Below are 16,977 nucleotides of genomic sequence, written 5' to 3'. Positions count from 1 at the left end.
TATGCCTGTTGAAGACCCTCCTTCGTTGCAGGCAGCGGTTCAAATCCGCTTAACGCTTGCCAGACCTGTTGAATGAGTCGCAGCGGCTTCGGGAACTCACGACGGCCCTCTGGCGGTTCGGCGAGGTTTGCTCAAATGCAAACGACGAAGGCTCTCCCGCGAAACCACGGGAGAGCCTCTGTACGTTCGGCCGCATTTCCAAAGCTTGGTCCGTTCCGAAAATCGGCTCCGGTTCTCGGTGTCGTCCACTAGGCTGCCAGCCGGGTGTCCAGTTCCCGCAAGGCGGCATGGCCGCGGAAGCCACCAGTAGAGGTCGCCGGCTTCTCGTCTTCGATGGCATGGGCAAAGATCACTGCCGGGTCGGCCTCGAGCTTGGCCATGTGCTGGTGCAGGCGTGGAAACTCCTTGGCGAGATCGAACAGGCCAAGATCCTCGCCCCAGCGGGCAATGCCGATGAAGTAGGCGTCGGCAACGGTCTTGTGGTCGCCTACAAGCCATTCGCTGCCGTCGAGCAGGGACTGCAGATAAGCGTAGTCCTTGGCGGCTTTTTCGCGCGCCATGGTGCGCAACAGTTCGCGGCCGGCCTTGTCGTTTTTGCCTAGCTTGAACGCGTTCCAGCCAAGACCGAGATTGGAGTGGAACGAGGTATGCAGATAAGACAGCATCCAGTTCAATTGGTCGAACTCCTTTGTGCCCTGGGCAAAGCCAAGCCCTTTGTCCAGCCCACGTGCGGCGATGTGGTGCAGGATCGCCAGGCTCTCGCTCAGCGCGCCTCCGCCGCCCACGAGCAGGGCCGGCGTCTGACCAAAAGGGCTTGCCTTGGCAAAGGCGCCGCCCGGCTTGTCGGCCAGCATGTCGATGCGGTGCAGGCGGTAGGGCTGGCCGAGCCATTCGAGGGCGACGATCGAGCCGAACGAGCAGCCATGCGGCACGCCGTAGAAGAGTACAGGTTCCATGTCTTGTCCTTTCGAAATCGGACCGCGATACATTTCGCAGCATGGCACGAAACCTATGCATTGCTTTTGCGCCGACAAGTACATACAAATTTGTAAGGCACTGACTTCAAAGTAAGAATTGAGGATTTCGTGGCAAAGACCCAACCAGAAAGTTGCGGCCTCGGCCCGGCCTTCCAGGTCATTGGCGGCAAATGGAAGGCGCTGATCCTGTGGCTGGTGCATACCGAACCGCGCCGCTTCGGCGAGCTCAAGCGACTGGTGCCCGACATCAGCGAGAAGATGCTGATCCAGCAGCTGCGTGAGATGGAAGCCGATGGCCTCGTTCACCGCGAGGTGTTCCACCAGGTGCCGCCGCGTGTCGAGTATTCGGCGACGCCGCTCGGTCAGTCGCTTGACGACGCGCTGGTGCCGCTCGCCAACTGGGGCAAGCAGCACGGTGCCACCATCGAGGCGCGCAAGGCCAACGTCGCCTAGGCCGCAACGGGCACCGGCCGGTTTCAGCCTTCCAGGTCGAGTTTCAGCCGGTCGAGAATCGACATTGCGTGGCTGGCATATTCGCTGATCCAGCGGTCGTGGATCTGCTTGATCGGCAGTGAATTGAGGTGGTTCCAGCGCTCCCGGCCGTCGCGCCGGGCAACCACCAGATCGGCCTCCTCCAGAACCTTCAGATGCTGCATCACCGTGCAGCGGTCCATGTCGTCGAAGCGCTCGCACAACGCGCCCGTGGTCAGCGCGCCGTCCTTCAGGCAATCGAGCATCAGGCGCCGGCGCGGATGAGCTAGTGCCTTGAAAACATTGTCATCTTTCGAATCGCTTGACATGTTATGTTTTTATAACACATTCTCGCCAACTGCAAGCATAGGAGGTTCACAATGTCCTTAGGGTTCAAGGTTTCGGGGCGCATAGCCAAGCCCGTCCACGAGGTGTTCGACGCGGTCGTCAACCCGACGAAGCTAAGCGCCTATTTCACCACCCTGCGCGGTGCCAGTGCGCCGCTCGTTGCCGGCACCAAGGTCACATGGTGGGGTTCGGTGCCGGTCGAGGTCGAAGCGATCGAACAGGACAAACGCATCGTGCTGCGCTGGGATGCCGAGGTGGCCGAGGGCCAGCCTGCCTACAAGACCAGGATCGAGATGGGTTTCGAGGTGCTCGAGGACGGCGCTACCTTCGTCACCATTGGCGAATCCGGCTGGGTCGAAGACGAAGTCGGACGCAAGGCTTCCTACGGCAATTGCGAGGGCTGGGCCGAGATGCTGTCGGCGATGAAGGCCTGGCTCGAATACGGCATCAACCTGCGCGAGGGTTTTTATCCAAGCGAGATGCGCGGCGAACTGCCGACGACAAGCGAACGCAAGTGAGGAGCGACAACATGAGTGCCAGGATCGAAGGCGGCATCAACATCGCCATGAAGGTGCCGACCCACCAGTACCAGGCGACCATCGCCTTCTACCGCGACGTGGTCGGCCTCGAAGGCATACCGGAGAAGGCGCCTGCGGTTGGATTCAAGCTCGGTCCGAACCAGCTCTGGATCGACGAGGCGCCGACCATGAGCCAGGCCGAAGTCTGGCTGGAGCTGTTCACGCCCGATTTCGCCGGCACACTCAAGCAACTCGGCGAGGCCGGCGCGGTGCGCTGCGACCCGATCGAGCCGCTGGGCGACAGCTTCCGTGGCGGCTGGATCATGAACCCGGCCAACATCGTGCACATGGTGCGCGAGCCCGACGCCTGGTGACGGCGCCGGCTTGTTGGCCAGGCCGACTTGAAATCGGTGGCTGAAATGAAAACGGCGGGCACCAGGCCCGCCGTTCTTCGTTCTGGTCAGTGGCCGTCGGCGCCGCGCTGTCTCGCGCGCCGGTTCCGCTGCAGCATGTTGAGCCCTTCGACCAGAGCCGAGAAGCCCATCGCGGCGTAGATGTAGCCCTTGGGCACGTGGAAGCCGAAGCCGTCTGCAATCAGCGTCATGCCGATCATCAAGAGGAAGCCGAGTGCCAGCATGACGATGGTCGGGTTCTTTTCGATGAAGTTGGCGAGCGGGGTGGCGGCCAGCAGCATCACCGTCACCGCCACGATCACGGCGATGTACATGATGCCAATCTCATCGGTCATGCCGACTGCGGTGATGATCGAGTCGACCGAAAACACCAGGTCGAGCAGCAGGATCTGGAAGATCGCGGCGCCCAGCGAAAGCTGTAGCGTGCGCGAAGCCAGTTCGGTGGTGTTGTCCACTGGGTCGACCGAGTGGTGGATTTCCTTGGTCGCCTTCCACACCAGGAACAGGCCGCCGGCGATCAGGATCAGGTCGCGCCAGGAGAAGCCATGGCCAAAGGCCTCGAAGATCGGCTCCTTGAGCGCCACGATGAAGGAGATGGTGGCAAGCAGCAGCAGCCGCATGATCAATGCCGCGCCGATGCCGAGGCGCCGCGCCTTGGCACGCTGGTGTTCCGGCAGCTTGTTGGTCAGGATCGAGATGAAGATCAAGTTGTCGATACCGAGCACGACCTCGAGCGCAATCAGCGTCAGCAGCGCCACCCAGGCAGTCGGATCGTTGATGAAGCCGAAATACGGCGTCAGGAATTCGATCATCTATGTGTCCCCGTTGTTCTTCTAGATAACATACGAGCGACCGGCGGCCGCTGCTGCCCGTGCAGCGACGCACGTCCGAACGGACGCGCCGTGCTCTAACATTTGCTGACGTGCGGCGGGCAAGTAGGTGTCCACTGGCCCCTCGTCAATGTCAGGACCAGAAGGAAGGTACGGTTTCTTCGAGCCGAGGGCCGCGACGCAATGGTGCAATCCGCTCGGCAAGACCAGTGCGGTCGGAGATGTCGACGCCGACGCCGCAGATCGTCGCGGGTCCGTTGGCCGCCTCGAAGCGGCCCTTCGGCACCTTGGACAGGAAGCGGTTGAGCGGCTCTTCCTTGTCCATGCCGAGGGAGGAATCATAGTCGCCGCACATGCCGGCATCGGTCAGGTAGGCCGTGCCGCCATTGAGGATTTGGTGGTCGGCGGTCGGCTGGTGGGTATGGGTGCCGACAACGAGGCTGGCGCGGCCGTCGACGAAATGCGCAAAGCACATCTTTTCGCTCGTCGCCTCGGCGTGGAAGTCGATCACCACCGCGTCGGCCTGTTCGCCCAGCGGGCAGGCAGACAGTTCGCGCTCGCCGGCCTGGAACGGATCGTCGAGTTCTGGATGCATGAACACCCGGCCCATGATGTTGGACACCAGGACACGGGCGCCGTTCCTGGCGATGAACAGCCCCGAGCCACGGCCCGGCGTGCCCTTGGGAAAATTCGCCGGGCGCAGGAAACGTTCCTCGCGCGGCGCAAAGGCCAATGCCTCGCGCTGATCCCAGACGTGATTGCCGGTGGTCACCACATCGGCGCCGGCATTCAACGTTTCGCGAAAGATCTCTTCGGTGATGCCAAAACCGCCGGCGGCGTTTTCCCCGTTGACGATGACAAAATCGAGCCGGAAATCCGAAATCAGGCCCGGCAACTGGTTCCACACCGCAGTGCGTCCAGCCTTGCCCACCATGTCGCCTAGAAAAAGAAGTCTCATGAAATCATCTACAATTCAGGGGCGAAGCTGCGCAACCCGCTTTCGGTCAGTATTTCGGGGATGATCACGTCGTGGTTTTCGTCGGGCACGCGCTCGACTTGCTGGCAATCAAAGGCGATGCCGATCAGCCTGGGTTCGATGCCCTTGTCCTGAAGCTTGGCGATGGCGCGGTCGTAGTAGCCGGCGCCGTAGCCGATGCGGTGGCCGCGCGCGTCGAAGGCGGCCAGCGGCACCAGCATGATCTGGGGGTCGAGCACCTCGGCTTCCTCATGCGGGCCGACAGTGCCGAAACCCATGTCGACCATGGGCGCGCCGCGCACCAGTTCGCGGAAAACGATGGTGTGCTTGTCGAGGATCGCAGGCAGGCAAAGACGCGCACCGTGCTCGCGCAGCGCAAACATCATAGGCCTGACGTCGACCTCGGATCGCATCGGCCAGAACCCCGAAACGATCGTTCCGGGCTCGAACGTCAGGTTGTCGCGCGCGGTCTCGGCCATCTCCAGCGAGGCCTCGATGCGCCAGAATTCGTCGAGCCCGTCGCGGCGGGCCAGCGCTTGCTTGCGCAACTGCTTCTTGATCTCGCGATGGGAAGTCATGCCCGTGTGCCCCATTCTCCTGTCGTCGCCAGTGTTTGGCACATCATTTGTCGCCACGGCAACCAAGGATGTTGCCGCGTTGCCCGGTTGGGGGCCAAACAGGATTGATTTGGAGGGGGAAGGTGACGATCCACGCAACCGGTGAAGAAGTCGATCCCGGAGACCTACAAAGTAGGTGGGCGCCGTATGAAAGAACCCACGGGTCCTCCCAGGGACAGCTCCCTAAGGATCGTTAAGGCCCCGGGGAAAATGCTCTCCTGCCGCGAGGCGCAGACCGTCACCGCCAATATAGGCGCTATGGTTGCGATGCGCCATGGCGATACGGCCGTTCGCGCGACGATATTTATGCGGTGCGTGCGAAAGAAGTTTCCCAACCTTAGACGGCCCGCTTCTTCGCACCCCCCTCTGCCCTGCCGGGCATCTCCCCCACAAGGAGGGAGATCACGCCTTCATCGGCGCCGTAGCCAATCACCAAGGTTGCTAACGCCTTGCGATCTAACAAGATGAGGGCCGCTGTGGAGGTGAGTAATCTCCCTCCTTGTGGGGGAGATGCCCGGCAGGGCAGAGGGGGGTGCGAAGAAATGAGACGGTGACGGTTTGCGCAGATTGCCACGTTGCCAACGAAGAACACCGGTATCGCTACCGACCTTGCCCCATCGCCCGCACCTCCCTAGTGTCCCCACCGACGAATTTTGGAGTTTCGCATGCGCTTTGAAGGAACGTCGGCCTATGTCGCCGACAAGGATCTGATGTTGGCGGTCAACGCGGCGATCGCGCTCGAACGGCCGCTTCTGGTCAAGGGCGAACCGGGCACGGGCAAGACCGAACTGGCGCGTCAGGTCGCATCGGGCCTCGGCCTCGAGATGATCGAATGGAACGTCAAGTCCACCACCAAGGCGCAGCAGGGCCTCTACGAATATGACGCGGTGTCGCGCCTGCGCGACAGCCAGCTCGGCGATGGCCGCTTCAACGACATCAGGAACTACATCAAGCGCGGCAAGCTGTGGGACGCCTTCGCCGCCGGCAAGAAGGTCGTGCTTTTGATCGACGAGATCGACAAGGCGGACATCGAATTTCCCAACGATCTGTTGCAGGAACTCGATCGCATGGAGTTCTTCGTCTACGAGACCGGCGAGACGATCAAGGCCGATGTACGCCCGATCGTCATCATCACGTCAAACAACGAGAAGGAACTGCCCGACGCCTTCCTGCGCCGCTGCTTCTTCCATTACATCCGCTTCCCCGACGTCGACACGCTGCACAGAATAGTCGAGGTCCATTATCCCGGCATCAAGCAGAACCTGGTGCGCGCGGCCGTGACGCAGTTCTACGAGATCCGCGAGGTGCCGGGCCTCAAGAAAAAGCCCTCGACCTCGGAGGCGCTCGACTGGATCCGCCTGCTCGTTGCCGATGACGTCGCACCCGAAGACCTCCGCGCCGATCCCAAGAACGCGCTGCCCAAGCTGCATGGCGCGCTGCTCAAGAACGAGCAGGACGTGCATCTGTTCGAGCGCCTGGCATTCATGGCCAGAAGGCAGGGGTGATCGAATACCCACGTTGAAGGTACCCCCACCCCTAACCCCTCCCCACAAGGGGGAGGGGGACTTTTCGGCACAGGCTGGATCCGGCCTTCAAAGGATTTGGCAGCAGCGATGATGAAGATCCCCCTCCCCCTTGTGGGGAGGGGTTAGGGGTGGGGGTAAGGGCGCCGCCGCCCGGACAACGCTTTTTGCGCTCTGGACTGTTGGCGACGCATCGCCGCTCGGGCAGGTTCCGCGCAACAGACGCAGTTATGAAAGCAACGCCCGATGACCGACATCACCATCCGCCCGCTTGAGCTTGCCGACCACGCCGAATGGCGCCGGCTATGGACGGCCTATCTCGATTTCTACAACACGGTTCTGCCGGAGAAGATCTACGAGCTCGCCTGGAAACGCCTGTTCACCGAAGGTGAGTTCGAGCCCAAGGGCCTGATCGCCGTCGTCGACGGCAAGGCAGTCGGGCTGACCCACTATCTCTACCATCGCTCGGGCTGGTCCGAAGCCAACAACTGCTATCTTCAGGACCTGTTCGCCGACCCCGCGGCGCGGGGCAAGGGCGTGGGTGCCGCGCTCATTGCGGCGGTGAAGGCGGAAGCCACTAAGCTCGGAGTCACCAATGTCTACTGGATGACGCATGAGACCAACGCCACGGCGCGCAAGCTCTACGACCGCGTCGCCCGCCGCACCGGCTTCATCGAGTATGACTTGATATAGACCTTCAGTTGGTCAGCGGCCGCCTCGAGCGGCCGCAACCTAGCCGGCCGACTTCGACACCCACTGGTGCCACTGGGCCTCGTTGCCGCGGAAGACGTTGAGATCGATCTTGCCGTCGACGCCATGCGACAGGCCCGACCCCGAATATTGCCAGAACACCCAGTTGCGGCCGGGATAGACCTTGGAGGGCGGTTCGGCCACGGCGCGCAGCCAGAAAGGATAATTCTGGAAGTGGCCGCGCAGGTTGTCGCGGTAGAAGTCGGGCGCGGTGTAGATGACCGGGCGCTGGCCGTAATGACGCTCCAGCTTGTCCATGAAGACCTGCATCTTCTCGCGGATCTTTTCGGGGCTGTGGCGGCGCTTGCAGCTCGACTCGCCGTTGTATTCGACGTCGATGACCGGCGGCAGCGCGCCGGCGACCTTGGGCACGTTGCGGATGAACCAGTCGGCCTGCTCGCCGGCGGTGCGGCACCAGTAGAAGAAGTGGTAGGCGCCGCGGCGCAGCCCGGCGGCATCGGCGGCGCGCCAGTTCTTCCTGAACATCGGGTCGAGATGGTCGCCGCCATCGGTGGCCTTGATGTAGGCGAAGTTGGCGCCCTGGGTGCGCAACTTCGGCCAGTCGATCTCGCCCTGCCAACGCGAGACGTCGACGCCGTGGACGGCAAAGTTCTTGGGCGACATGGCCTTGCCGAAGTTGATCGGCTTGGCGTCGCGGAAGCGGCGGCCATAGATCTGGCCCGGCGCGAACGGCGTCGCCTTCATCGGGTTGGACGGTGCGATCAGCGCGATCGGCTTGGCGTCAGGCACGGGCATGTTTTCAAGCTCGATGGCCGGCTGCATCGGGACCTGGGGCATCGGTGTCGGCACTGCCATGGCCAGTTGCACTGGCGGCGCGGCGACCTCGGTTGTTTGCGTCGGGACGGGCATCGCCGGCTGGGGCGCCTGCGCGACCATCGGCGCGACGTCGGCCGAGGGCCTGACCACCGAGTTTGTTGTTTCCAGGGATGGCGAAGCCTGTTCCATCAGGCCGCCAAGGCCCGAACTGGAGGTGCAGCCGGCAAGGGCCATGCTGGCGAGAAGGATCGCTGACGCAGCTGAAAGACGCATTGTTACCCGTACGCAAAACAAGACCGACCGACAGCCAGACTCAGCCCCCGGACCCCACTGTTTGATTTGCTAACGGGAAATTACCAAAAAAGACTGAATCCGATTTTTACTTTAATTAGATTCTGGGTGTTGCAACGCTGCCGAACGTGATTGCCCTGGCTATGCGCCCTGACCGTTTAAGCTCGAACGGGGTTGCCTGCCGGCTCGTGCCGAAGCAGAGTGCGCGCCATGTTCATACCCTTCTTCCTCGAGCTCAAGGCGGCCAAGGTTCCGGTGTCGCTGCGCGAATATCTGACCCTTCTCGAAGGGCTCGACGCCGATCTCGTCACCTATGATGTCGAGGGCTTCTACTACCTGGCCCGCGCTGCACTGGTGAAGGACGAGCGCCATATCGACCGCTTCGACCAGGTCTTTTCGCACTACTTCAAGGGCGTCGAGGCGATTGCCGGGGAGGGCGCTGTCAATGTCGCTGACATTCCCGAGGAATGGCTGCGCAGGTTGGCGGAAAAGACGCTGAGCGAGGACGAGAAAAAGCTGGTCGAGGCACTTGGCGGTTTCGAAAAGCTGATGGAGACCTTGAAGCAGCGTCTGGAAGAGCAAAAAGGCCGCCATCAGGGCGGCTCGAAGTGGATCGGCACCGCCGGCACCTCGCCCTTTGGCGCCTATGGCTACAATCCCGAGGGCGTGCGCATCGGGCAAGCCGAAAGCCGCCACCGCCGTGCCGTGAAGGTGTGGGACAAGCGCGAGTTCAGGAATTTCGACGACTCCGTCGAACTTGGCACGCGCAACATCAAGGTGGCGCTCAAGCGCCTGCGCCGCTGGGTGCGCGAGGGCGCCGACGAAGAGCTCGATCTGCCGGGCACCATCCACGCCACCGCCGACCATGGCTATCTCGACGTCAAGACGCGGCCCGAGCGGCGCAACGCGGTCAAGCTTCTGATGTTCTTCGACGTCGGCGGTTCGATGGACGACCATATCAAGGTGGTGGAGGAGCTGTTTTCGGCGGCACGCGTGGAGTTCCGCCAGCTTGAATATTTCTACTTCCACAATTGCCTCTACGAAGGCGTGTGGAAGGACAATCGCCGCCGTCACCAAGAGGTGATCCCGACCCTCGACGTGCTGCACAAATACGGCCATGACTACAAGGTCATCTTCGTCGGCGACGCCTCGATGAGCCCTTACGAGATCGCCTACGCCGGCGGTTCGGTCGAGCACTGGAATCCGGAGCCGGGATCTGTGTGGCTGCGCCGTGTGCTCGCGCAATGGCCCACGGCCGTGTGGCTCAATCCGACACGAGAAAAGCACTGGGGCTACACCAGCTCGGTCAAGATGATCTCCGAGATATTTTCCAACCGTATGTATCCGCTGACGCTGGCCGGGCTTGAAGCCGCGACCAGGCAGCTGTCGCGCAGACACTGATGCGCTTCACCGTGAAGTGATGCCCTGTCAGCAGGGAACACTCGTAACTATCTGTGCGAAGAAAAAGACAAAGCGTGGGAGACCATAGCATGGACACCAAGACCTATCCCGTCACGCGCACCGATGCCGAATGGCGCGCGCTGCTTTCGCCCGAGCAGTATCAGGTGATGCGCAACCATGGCACCGAGCGGCCGGGAAGCTGCGCGCTGCTGTACGAAAAGCGCGCCGGCACCTTCACCTGCGCCGGTTGCGACCAGCCACTGTTTGAATCCAAGCTGAAGTTCGAAAGCGGCACGGGCTGGCCGAGCTTCAACGACCCGGTCGAAGGCTCGGTCGAAAACACCATCGACCGCAGCCACGGCATGGTGCGCACGGAATGCCATTGCGCCCGCTGCGGCAGCCATCTCGGCCATGTCTTTCCAGACGGCCCGCCGCCGACCGGCCTGCGCTACTGCATCAACGGCGTGGCGCTGAATTTCGAGCCTGCCGCCTGAGCCTTACAGCAGGCTGGCCAGGATGATCCACAGCGTAGCGCCGATCTTCAGCGCACTGGCATTTGGCGTGCCTGCCAAATCGGCGCTGCGCAACACGCTGCCATAGAGAAACAGATTGTAAGGCAGCGGGATCAGGTGGACGGCGACCGCCAGCAGCGCCGGCATCTTGGCGGCCAGGATGGCCAGCGCGGCGATCGTGCTTGCCACATTGATCAGGCTTCCGACCGTGACCATGTCGCGCCAGAACAGCTGCCCGAGCGGAACCGCTCCGTTCCAGCGCCTGGAAAAGAAGCCGGCAATGCCGCCTTGTCCGCCAACAGGAGCGGTGTTGTCAGAAGGATGGAACTGCCCTGTACTGGTCATTCCCCGACCTCGTCGCATTGGTAGCGAGCCGCAACTGACTAGCGGGCTCATCGCACTATCCTAGCAGGGCATCGTCCGCGTTGTCTCTACAAGAGCGAGCACTGGGAATTCTGCAGTCGCGGCAAGGACTTTCGCAGGCGATGTCCACGCCTGGCGAGACAACGAACCATTGAACTCCTGAACATCAGCCCTCTTCGAGGCTTCGCCGATTTCATTGGCGACCCTGGCTGCAGTAACGCCAAGAAGATGCCCCCTTGCCAAAACCATATCCGCGAGCGACGTTCAAGACGTCGCCGCGCGATGCGCACGAGCTAGAGATCTATCCAGGCCGGAAGGCAGCAGTGGAGGTGGTATCATGAGCAGGGGACTCCTTTTGTTACATTCTGGCTATGCTGGCGCCATCGCGCTGCTAATGCTCGTGGCAGGGCCCTCAGCCCCGGTATTTGCCCAAGATCAGACAACTGCGGCTGCAGCGACGACGCCTGACGCAACCGCGCAAACGCAAGCCCCGACGCCCCTCACCGAAGACGAGCTTGAAGTTCTGGTGGCGCGGATCGCGCTTTATCCCGACGAGCTGGTCGCGGTAATCTCGGGCGCAGCGCTTTATCCGCTGCAGATTGTCGAGGCGTCGCGCTATCTCGACCAATACGCCAAGGACAAGAATCTCAAGCCGAAGGACAGCTGGGACGGCAGTGTCATTTCGTTGCTGAACTATCCCCAGATCGTCAAGATGATGAGCGACGATCTCGAATGGACCCAGTCGCTGGGCGATGCGCTCGCCTATCAGCAAAAGGACGTGCTGGTCGCCATCCAGCAATTGCGCGACGAGGCCGTCGCCAAGAACATCATCAAGTCCGACGACAAGATCAAGGTCGTCAACGACAACGACAACGTCATCATCCAGTCGGCAAGCCCGGAGAAAATCTACGTTCCGCAATACCAGCCGGAAATGCTTTACGAGCCCAATTACGCTGCGGCCCCGATCAGCTATTACCCAGATCCCTATCCCAGCTACTACTATCCGACCGCACCCTTCTTTGCAGCCGCGGTAACGGGCGCAATCTGGGCCGCGGCCGTCGACTGGGATGACTGGGGTGTGTGGGGTGGCCGCTGGGGTGGCGACGTCGATATCGACTGCAACAATTGCCTCAACAACATCAACGGCAAGATCAACCTGAAGGATGTCGACTGGAAGAACGTGGACCGTTCGAAAATCAACATCGACAGGAACCAGCTCCAGAAATTCGACCGCGCCAACATCAAGAACAACATCGAGCGCAATGGCAACAACTCGATCCGCAACAAGGCGGCCAGCATCCGCAGCGAACACCCGAACGGGATTCGGGGCAATGCCGGCAATATCAAGGACGTTCGCAACAGTACGCTCCAAGGCCTGAAGAACAATCCAGGCAACCTGGCGGCGGCGAGGGCCAACCCCAACCGCCCTGATATCAACAGACCAAACGCCGGAAACAGGCCAAACGCCGGAAACAGGCCAAACGCGGGAAACAGACCGAACGCCGGCAACCGGCCGAACATCAACAAGTCGAACATCAACCGGCCCAATGCCAACCGTCCCTCAGGCAAGGTCAAGCCTGGCGCCAGGGCAGATAACCGTCCGAGGAATCCCTCGGGCCTTGGCAACGTGAATCGCGGCAAAGTCACCCAGATCCAGTCCAACCGCGGACAAAGATCGATGGGCGGCGGCCAGCGCGGTGGTGGCGGCGGTCATCACATTTCGCGTGGCGGCGGTGGCGGCGGTCACATGGGTCGCGGTGGTGGTGGCCGAGGTGGTCGTCGCTAATTCCGGATGAAGGAACAAGATCATGAAAACGTCCATTCATCGCATGTTGCTCGGCTCGGTTTGCGCGGCCGGAATTCTGACTGGCCTGGCACTCGCGGCCCCGGCCTTCGCCGAAGACGACATCGACATTTCGGCCTTCGCGGCGGCGGAAGATCCGCCGGTCTTCGACACGCCGGCGGCGGCAACGGAGGCCTTCAAGGCCGCGCTCGCCAACGACAAGCTGGATGATCTGGCGAAAGTTCTCGGCCTCGATGCCGCCAAGCTCAGGACTGACAACGACACGTTGGACACCTTCGAGCAGATCAGGCAAGGCGCGGCAAAACAGGTCGTCGCCAAGGAGGTTGGCGATCGCACGATACTCAACATAGGCGAAAGGCTCTGGCCGCTGCCTTTCCCCATCACCAAGGGCAGCGACGGCAAATGGGCTTTCGATACCTTTGCCGGGCTGGAGGAGATCATCAACCGCCGGGTCGGCGAAAATGAACTCCAGGCGATCGAAACCATGCGCGGCTACCTCGACGCGCAGAACGAGTATGCGCAAGACGACCATGACGGCGACGGCGTGCTGGAATATGCCCAGAAGCTGATCAGCAGCGAGGGCCTGACGGACGGCCTTTACTGGCCGGCCGAGCTTGGAGCTGGCGACAGCCCTGCCGGCGACCTCGTCGATCCCGAGGCGCTCGACAAGGCCAAGCAAGGCGAAGGCTATTTCGGCTATCGTTTCCGCATCCTGACCGGTCAGGGCGATCATATCGCCGGCGGCGCTCATGACTACGTCATCAATGGCAACATGATCGCCGGCTTTGGTCTCATAGCGTGGCCGGTCAAATATGCCGAGACGGGCGTCAAGACCTTCGCCATCAACCAGCAGGGCATCGTCTACGAAGTTGATCTGGGCCCCGCGACCGAAGACATCGTCAAGTACATCGACCGCTTCAACCCTGATGACAGCTGGGATGTCGTCAGCAATGGTGACTGAGTAAGTGCTCGCCAGCGTTTGGCGGCGCGGTCTTCCGGCCGTTCGATACCGCTAGCGGCGGTGCCGAACGGCTGGCGATCATCTATTGCCACGGCCTCGGTTGAAAGTTGTTAGCAAGTGCCTAAAAGCAACACCCGGCCTTCCATGTATCTGCCATCGTCAGGAGCACTTGCGCATTTAAAGATATACGCGCACGCTCTCGTTGGATTGATGGGGGTCGCCGGAGGTCTTTCGTGAACTCTCAGTGCATGCCTCGAATCAGGTTCCGGAAGAAAACTACAAAGAACCTCATTCCATTTGCGCTTAGGCCGCGGGCGGTGGCATTTGTCTTTGCCACTATGGCAATATTTCCTCTGACCGCTTTTGCCCAGGTTTGCCCGAATCCGGCTGTTGTCGTTGGCACGGCTTGTACAGTTCCTCCTGGAACGATCATCACTGTCACCCCGGCCAATGCCATCGGCCTGAATGCGTCTGGCGCGCTTGGGCAGATCGTCGGAGGCGGTATCACCGTCAACCTTGCCGCGGCAGGCACCACAGGCGCATTGGCGCAGGCGGGCGCCACCATCATCTTCAATGGCAGCACGCTGTTGACGACCGCAACAACCACGGCAAATTCCGCAGGTCAGGTTGGCTTGCGGGCAAATGGAACGGCTAGCACGATCAGCTCGAGCGGGTCCGCTATCACGATTGGACCGCCTAACGGCACGACGACGGCGAACAATCTGACAGGGGCGATCGCCGAAAGCGGCGGCATCCTCAATCTGTCCAACACGCCTATCACGATGCTGGGCGGTGCGAACGGCGTTTCCAACCATGGTTTGGTGGCGACCGCCGCAGGCAGTCAGATCAGCTATCTGGGCGGTACGATCTCGACTCTGTCGAGAGGCTCTTTCGGTGTATTGGCCCAAAACGGCGGTGTAGTAACACTTGGCAATGCGGCTCAGGTGATCACTACAGGCGCGCAGAACACAGCCGCTCAGGTCGGCAGCCATGCCTTGTTTGCAACGGGGGCCGGCAGCCAGATCGTTGGCACTGGCATTGCGATCAGCGTTTCTGGCCTTTTTGCAAGCGGCGCGCGAGCCGAAAGCGGCGGCCTGGTTTCCCTGACCGGCGGTACGATCGCGTCCAGCAGCACTGCCGCCACCGACGCCGATCCGTCCTCGGCGGCGCGGGCGCTATCCGGTGGTGTCCTTAATCTGAGCGGTGTCACCATCGATGCGACGGGCCTCCGGGGCGTCGGGTTCTCGGTCCAGGACGCCGGCTCGCAAGCGACCGTTTCGGGTTCGACCATCACGGTCGACGGCGCCCGCGCCCCTGCTGCATTCATCTTCGGCGGCGGCCAGGCCACCGTCACCAACAGCACTCTGATTTCCAACAACAATCACGGCGTTTCCGTCCAGGACGCGGGCTCGACAGTTACCCTGACCGGTACCGCAATTACCGGCAGCACTTCGCCAAGTGTCATAGGCTACGGGCTACGGGTCGTCACTGGAGGATCCGCCACCATGATCGGGGGCTCCACGACAACGACAGCGCGTGATTCTCCCGGCATCTATGCGGCCGGCGGTGCGGTTGTCGCCACCAATGTGGTGGTGACGACCTCTGGCCCCGACAACGCGATAGGCGTGCTTGCCGACGGTGGCGGCCAGATCACGCTGAACGGCGGCACGGTTACGACCCACGGGGATGCGGTCCGGCAAGCGTCATTTCCGCATGCGCTTGGCGCGCGGAATCCAGGTGGCGTTCTCACGTCGACGAATACGACATTGTTGACCACCGGCATTACCGCGATGGGCGCTGTCGCAGACGATGGCGGCACGATGATCTTGAACGGAAATTCGATCACGACGCTGGGTCTGAGGAGTATCGGCCTGTACTCGGTCACTGAACAGGTAGGTGCGCAATTTCCCGCAAACCTGACGGCGAGCGGCGTGACGGTGGATACGTCTGGCCTGTTCGCACATGGCGCCGCCGCCCAGGCGCGCAACGACGTGCCGGTGGAAAAGGCCACGCTCACGGTCAACGACAGCGCGATAACAACCCATGGCGAAGGCGCTGTCGGATTGCGGGCGACGCTGGGGGACTACGGCACGCGCCCGATCACCGGCCGCGGCGAAGCTGCGGTAATCGCCAACCGAAGCAATGTCTTCACCGAGGGCATCGGCGCGCATGGCGCGCTGTCTCGCGACAACCCGACCTCGGTCACCATGAACGACACCGTGGTCCTCGCTACGGGCGCGATCGCACATGGATCAGTCGCGCAAGCTGGTGGCTTGATCGTTGGCAACAATACGCGGGTGACAGCGATCGGGGCCGAGGCCTCGGCGCTGCTTGTCGTCGGCGAAGGTGGACCCGTCTCCAACGCCATCTTCGCCAACAGCCTGCTGCGCAACGTCAGCGGCCCGACCATCGGCGTCGCCGGAGCGGGAAATGTCTCCCTGACCGGCACGGTTGCCGGCGGCAGTGGACAGTGGCTGCGCGTTGGCACGATCGACAACTTCCCGCTGCTTGCAGCACCTGAACCCCCATTAACGGGAATACCGGACCCGATCGGACCCGATGATCCGTTGCCGCCACCGATGGGCCCCTTCCCTCCACCTGCGGCGCCCGGCGCCATGCCGGGGCTGGCAAACGTGTTGCTGGACGGCTCGACGGTGACCGGCTCGGCTTTCACCGCTGTAGGCAGCGTATCCAACGTCAGGATGCTGAACGACAGCCTCTGGATCATGACCGGCAATTCCAATCTCACCAATCTCCTCAACGATCCGAGCCTGATCCAGTATACGCCGCCGACCGGTGATCCCACGCAGCTTGCGAGCTACAAGACGCTGACCGTCGTCAACTATGTCGGCGAAGGCGGCCAGATAGGGCTCAACACCTATCTCGGCGCTGATGGGGCACCGTCGGACATGCTGGTCATCAATGGCGGGACGACGACGGGCGACACCACGCTCATCGTCAAGAACACCACCGGTCCGGGTGCGTTGACCGTCGCCAACGGCATTCTGGTCGTCGACACCATCAATGGCGCGACGTCCGAATCCACCGCGTTCACGCTGGCCGGCGACTACATCACCAAGGACGGTCAGCCGGCGGTGGTCGGTGGCGCCTATGCCTACACGCTTCACTTCAACGGCGTCGGTGCAGATAGCGGCGATCAGAATTGGTACTTGCGCTCGCTGGCGATCCCCAACCCACCCGGCCCCGTCCCGCCCGTGCCGCCGAAGCCCCGCTATCAGCCCGGCGTTCCGATCTACGAGGTCTATCCGCAAAACCTGCTTGCGCTGGCGGCGGTGCCGACCATGCAGCAGCGTGTCGGCAACCGCTACTGGACAGAACCCGCCCCGGCCCCCGAGACGGTGTTCTGCAAGGACGCCTCGCAGAACTTCCAGTGCCCGGTCACCGGCGCGCAGGCGCAATATTACGCCGGCGCTGCCGTCGGTAA

General features: G+C 62.0%; 17 protein-coding genes and 1 other RNA gene. 10 read left to right on the top strand and 8 right to left on the bottom strand.

Features of this window, described 5'->3' with window-relative positions; all coding sequences use genetic code 11:
* Window positions 1-248: 248 nt before the first annotated feature.
* Entirely contained in the window at window positions 249-956 is a 708-nt protein-coding gene (locus C8K44_RS23400; RefSeq protein WP_109578226.1) for a glutathione S-transferase family protein, read from the bottom strand.
* 129 nt (window positions 957-1,085) lie between these two features.
* Between C8K44_RS23400 and C8K44_RS23395 the strand changes: the two genes are divergently transcribed.
* Window positions 1,086-1,430 (top strand): helix-turn-helix domain-containing protein, encoded by a 345-nt coding sequence (locus C8K44_RS23395; protein ID WP_109578182.1) that lies wholly within the window; start codon window positions 1,086-1,088, stop codon window positions 1,428-1,430.
* A gap of 23 nt (window positions 1,431-1,453) precedes the next feature.
* Here C8K44_RS23395 and C8K44_RS23390 read toward each other — a convergent pair whose 3' ends face one another.
* Window positions 1,454-1,777 carry a metalloregulator ArsR/SmtB family transcription factor gene (locus C8K44_RS23390; RefSeq protein WP_109578181.1) on the bottom strand — a complete coding sequence of 108 codons (324 nt, stop codon included), beginning with the start codon at window positions 1,775-1,777 and terminating at the stop codon, window positions 1,454-1,456.
* Between the two features lie 51 nt (window positions 1,778-1,828).
* On the opposite strand from C8K44_RS23390, the gene C8K44_RS23385 reads away from it, so the two are divergent.
* Window positions 1,829-2,314, top strand: a complete 486-nt coding sequence (locus C8K44_RS23385) for an SRPBCC domain-containing protein (protein WP_109578180.1) — start codon at window positions 1,829-1,831, stop codon at window positions 2,312-2,314.
* Between the two features lie 11 nt (window positions 2,315-2,325).
* Window positions 2,326-2,688 (top strand): hypothetical protein, encoded by a 363-nt coding sequence (locus C8K44_RS23380; protein ID WP_109578225.1) that lies wholly within the window; start codon window positions 2,326-2,328, stop codon window positions 2,686-2,688.
* A gap of 86 nt (window positions 2,689-2,774) precedes the next feature.
* Here C8K44_RS23380 and C8K44_RS23375 read toward each other — a convergent pair whose 3' ends face one another.
* From C8K44_RS23375 to ssrS, 4 genes are all read right to left on the bottom strand, one after another.
* On the bottom strand, window positions 2,775-3,539 hold the full coding sequence (locus C8K44_RS23375; protein WP_109578179.1) for a TerC family protein: 765 nt from the start codon (window positions 3,537-3,539) through the stop codon (window positions 2,775-2,777).
* A gap of 151 nt (window positions 3,540-3,690) precedes the next feature.
* Complete coding sequence (locus C8K44_RS23370) at window positions 3,691-4,515, bottom strand: TIGR00282 family metallophosphoesterase (protein ID WP_109578178.1); 825 nt, start codon at window positions 4,513-4,515, stop codon at window positions 3,691-3,693.
* Between the two features lie 8 nt (window positions 4,516-4,523).
* Window positions 4,524-5,111, bottom strand: coding sequence for a 5-formyltetrahydrofolate cyclo-ligase (locus C8K44_RS23365; protein WP_109578177.1), 588 nt, complete (start codon window positions 5,109-5,111; stop codon window positions 4,524-4,526).
* 123 nt (window positions 5,112-5,234) lie between these two features.
* A non-coding RNA gene (gene ssrS, locus C8K44_RS23360) (6S RNA) lies at window positions 5,235-5,390 on the bottom strand.
* 425 nt (window positions 5,391-5,815) lie between these two features.
* Between ssrS and C8K44_RS23355 the strand changes: the two genes are divergently transcribed.
* Window positions 5,816-6,655, top strand: a complete 840-nt coding sequence (locus tag C8K44_RS23355; protein WP_109578176.1) for a MoxR family ATPase — start codon at window positions 5,816-5,818, stop codon at window positions 6,653-6,655.
* A gap of 264 nt (window positions 6,656-6,919) precedes the next feature.
* Window positions 6,920-7,366 (top strand): GNAT family N-acetyltransferase, encoded by a 447-nt coding sequence (locus tag C8K44_RS23350; protein ID WP_109578175.1) that lies wholly within the window; start codon window positions 6,920-6,922, stop codon window positions 7,364-7,366.
* 39 nt (window positions 7,367-7,405) lie between these two features.
* Here C8K44_RS23350 and C8K44_RS23345 read toward each other — a convergent pair whose 3' ends face one another.
* On the bottom strand, window positions 7,406-8,473 hold the full coding sequence (locus C8K44_RS23345) for a GH25 family lysozyme (RefSeq protein ID WP_109578174.1): 1,068 nt from the start codon (window positions 8,471-8,473) through the stop codon (window positions 7,406-7,408).
* Window positions 8,474-8,701: 228 nt separating this feature from the next.
* Between C8K44_RS23345 and C8K44_RS23340 the strand changes: the two genes are divergently transcribed.
* Complete coding sequence (locus C8K44_RS23340) at window positions 8,702-9,892, top strand: VWA domain-containing protein (RefSeq protein WP_109578173.1); 1,191 nt, start codon at window positions 8,702-8,704, stop codon at window positions 9,890-9,892.
* 89 nt (window positions 9,893-9,981) lie between these two features.
* Window positions 9,982-10,386, top strand: a complete 405-nt coding sequence (msrB, locus tag C8K44_RS23335) for a peptide-methionine (R)-S-oxide reductase MsrB (protein WP_109578172.1) — start codon at window positions 9,982-9,984, stop codon at window positions 10,384-10,386.
* A 3-nt stretch (window positions 10,387-10,389) separates the two neighbouring features.
* Here the strand turns inward: msrB and C8K44_RS23330 are convergent, their stop codons facing one another.
* Window positions 10,390-10,749: a hypothetical protein gene (locus tag C8K44_RS23330; protein WP_109578171.1), complete on the bottom strand. Its 360-nt coding sequence runs from the start codon at window positions 10,747-10,749 to the stop codon at window positions 10,390-10,392.
* 355 nt (window positions 10,750-11,104) lie between these two features.
* On the opposite strand from C8K44_RS23330, the gene C8K44_RS23325 reads away from it, so the two are divergent.
* From C8K44_RS23325 to C8K44_RS23315, 3 genes are all read left to right on the top strand, one after another.
* Window positions 11,105-12,553 (top strand): DUF3300 domain-containing protein, encoded by a 1,449-nt coding sequence (locus tag C8K44_RS23325; RefSeq protein ID WP_109578170.1) that lies wholly within the window; start codon window positions 11,105-11,107, stop codon window positions 12,551-12,553.
* A gap of 22 nt (window positions 12,554-12,575) precedes the next feature.
* On the top strand, window positions 12,576-13,532 hold the full coding sequence (locus tag C8K44_RS23320; RefSeq protein WP_109578169.1) for a DUF2950 family protein: 957 nt from the start codon (window positions 12,576-12,578) through the stop codon (window positions 13,530-13,532).
* 338 nt (window positions 13,533-13,870) lie between these two features.
* Window positions 13,871-16,977, top strand: a 3,107-nt coding sequence (locus C8K44_RS23315; protein WP_109578168.1) for an autotransporter outer membrane beta-barrel domain-containing protein, incomplete at its 3' end; no start/stop codon positions are given.

The sequence above is a fragment of the Aminobacter sp. AP02 genome, from assembly GCF_003148805.1.
Classification (GTDB): Bacteria; Pseudomonadota; Alphaproteobacteria; order Rhizobiales; family Rhizobiaceae; genus Aminobacter.
Note: the sequence above shows the minus strand (reverse complement) of the source record. Positions and strands in the feature narration are given on the sequence as shown.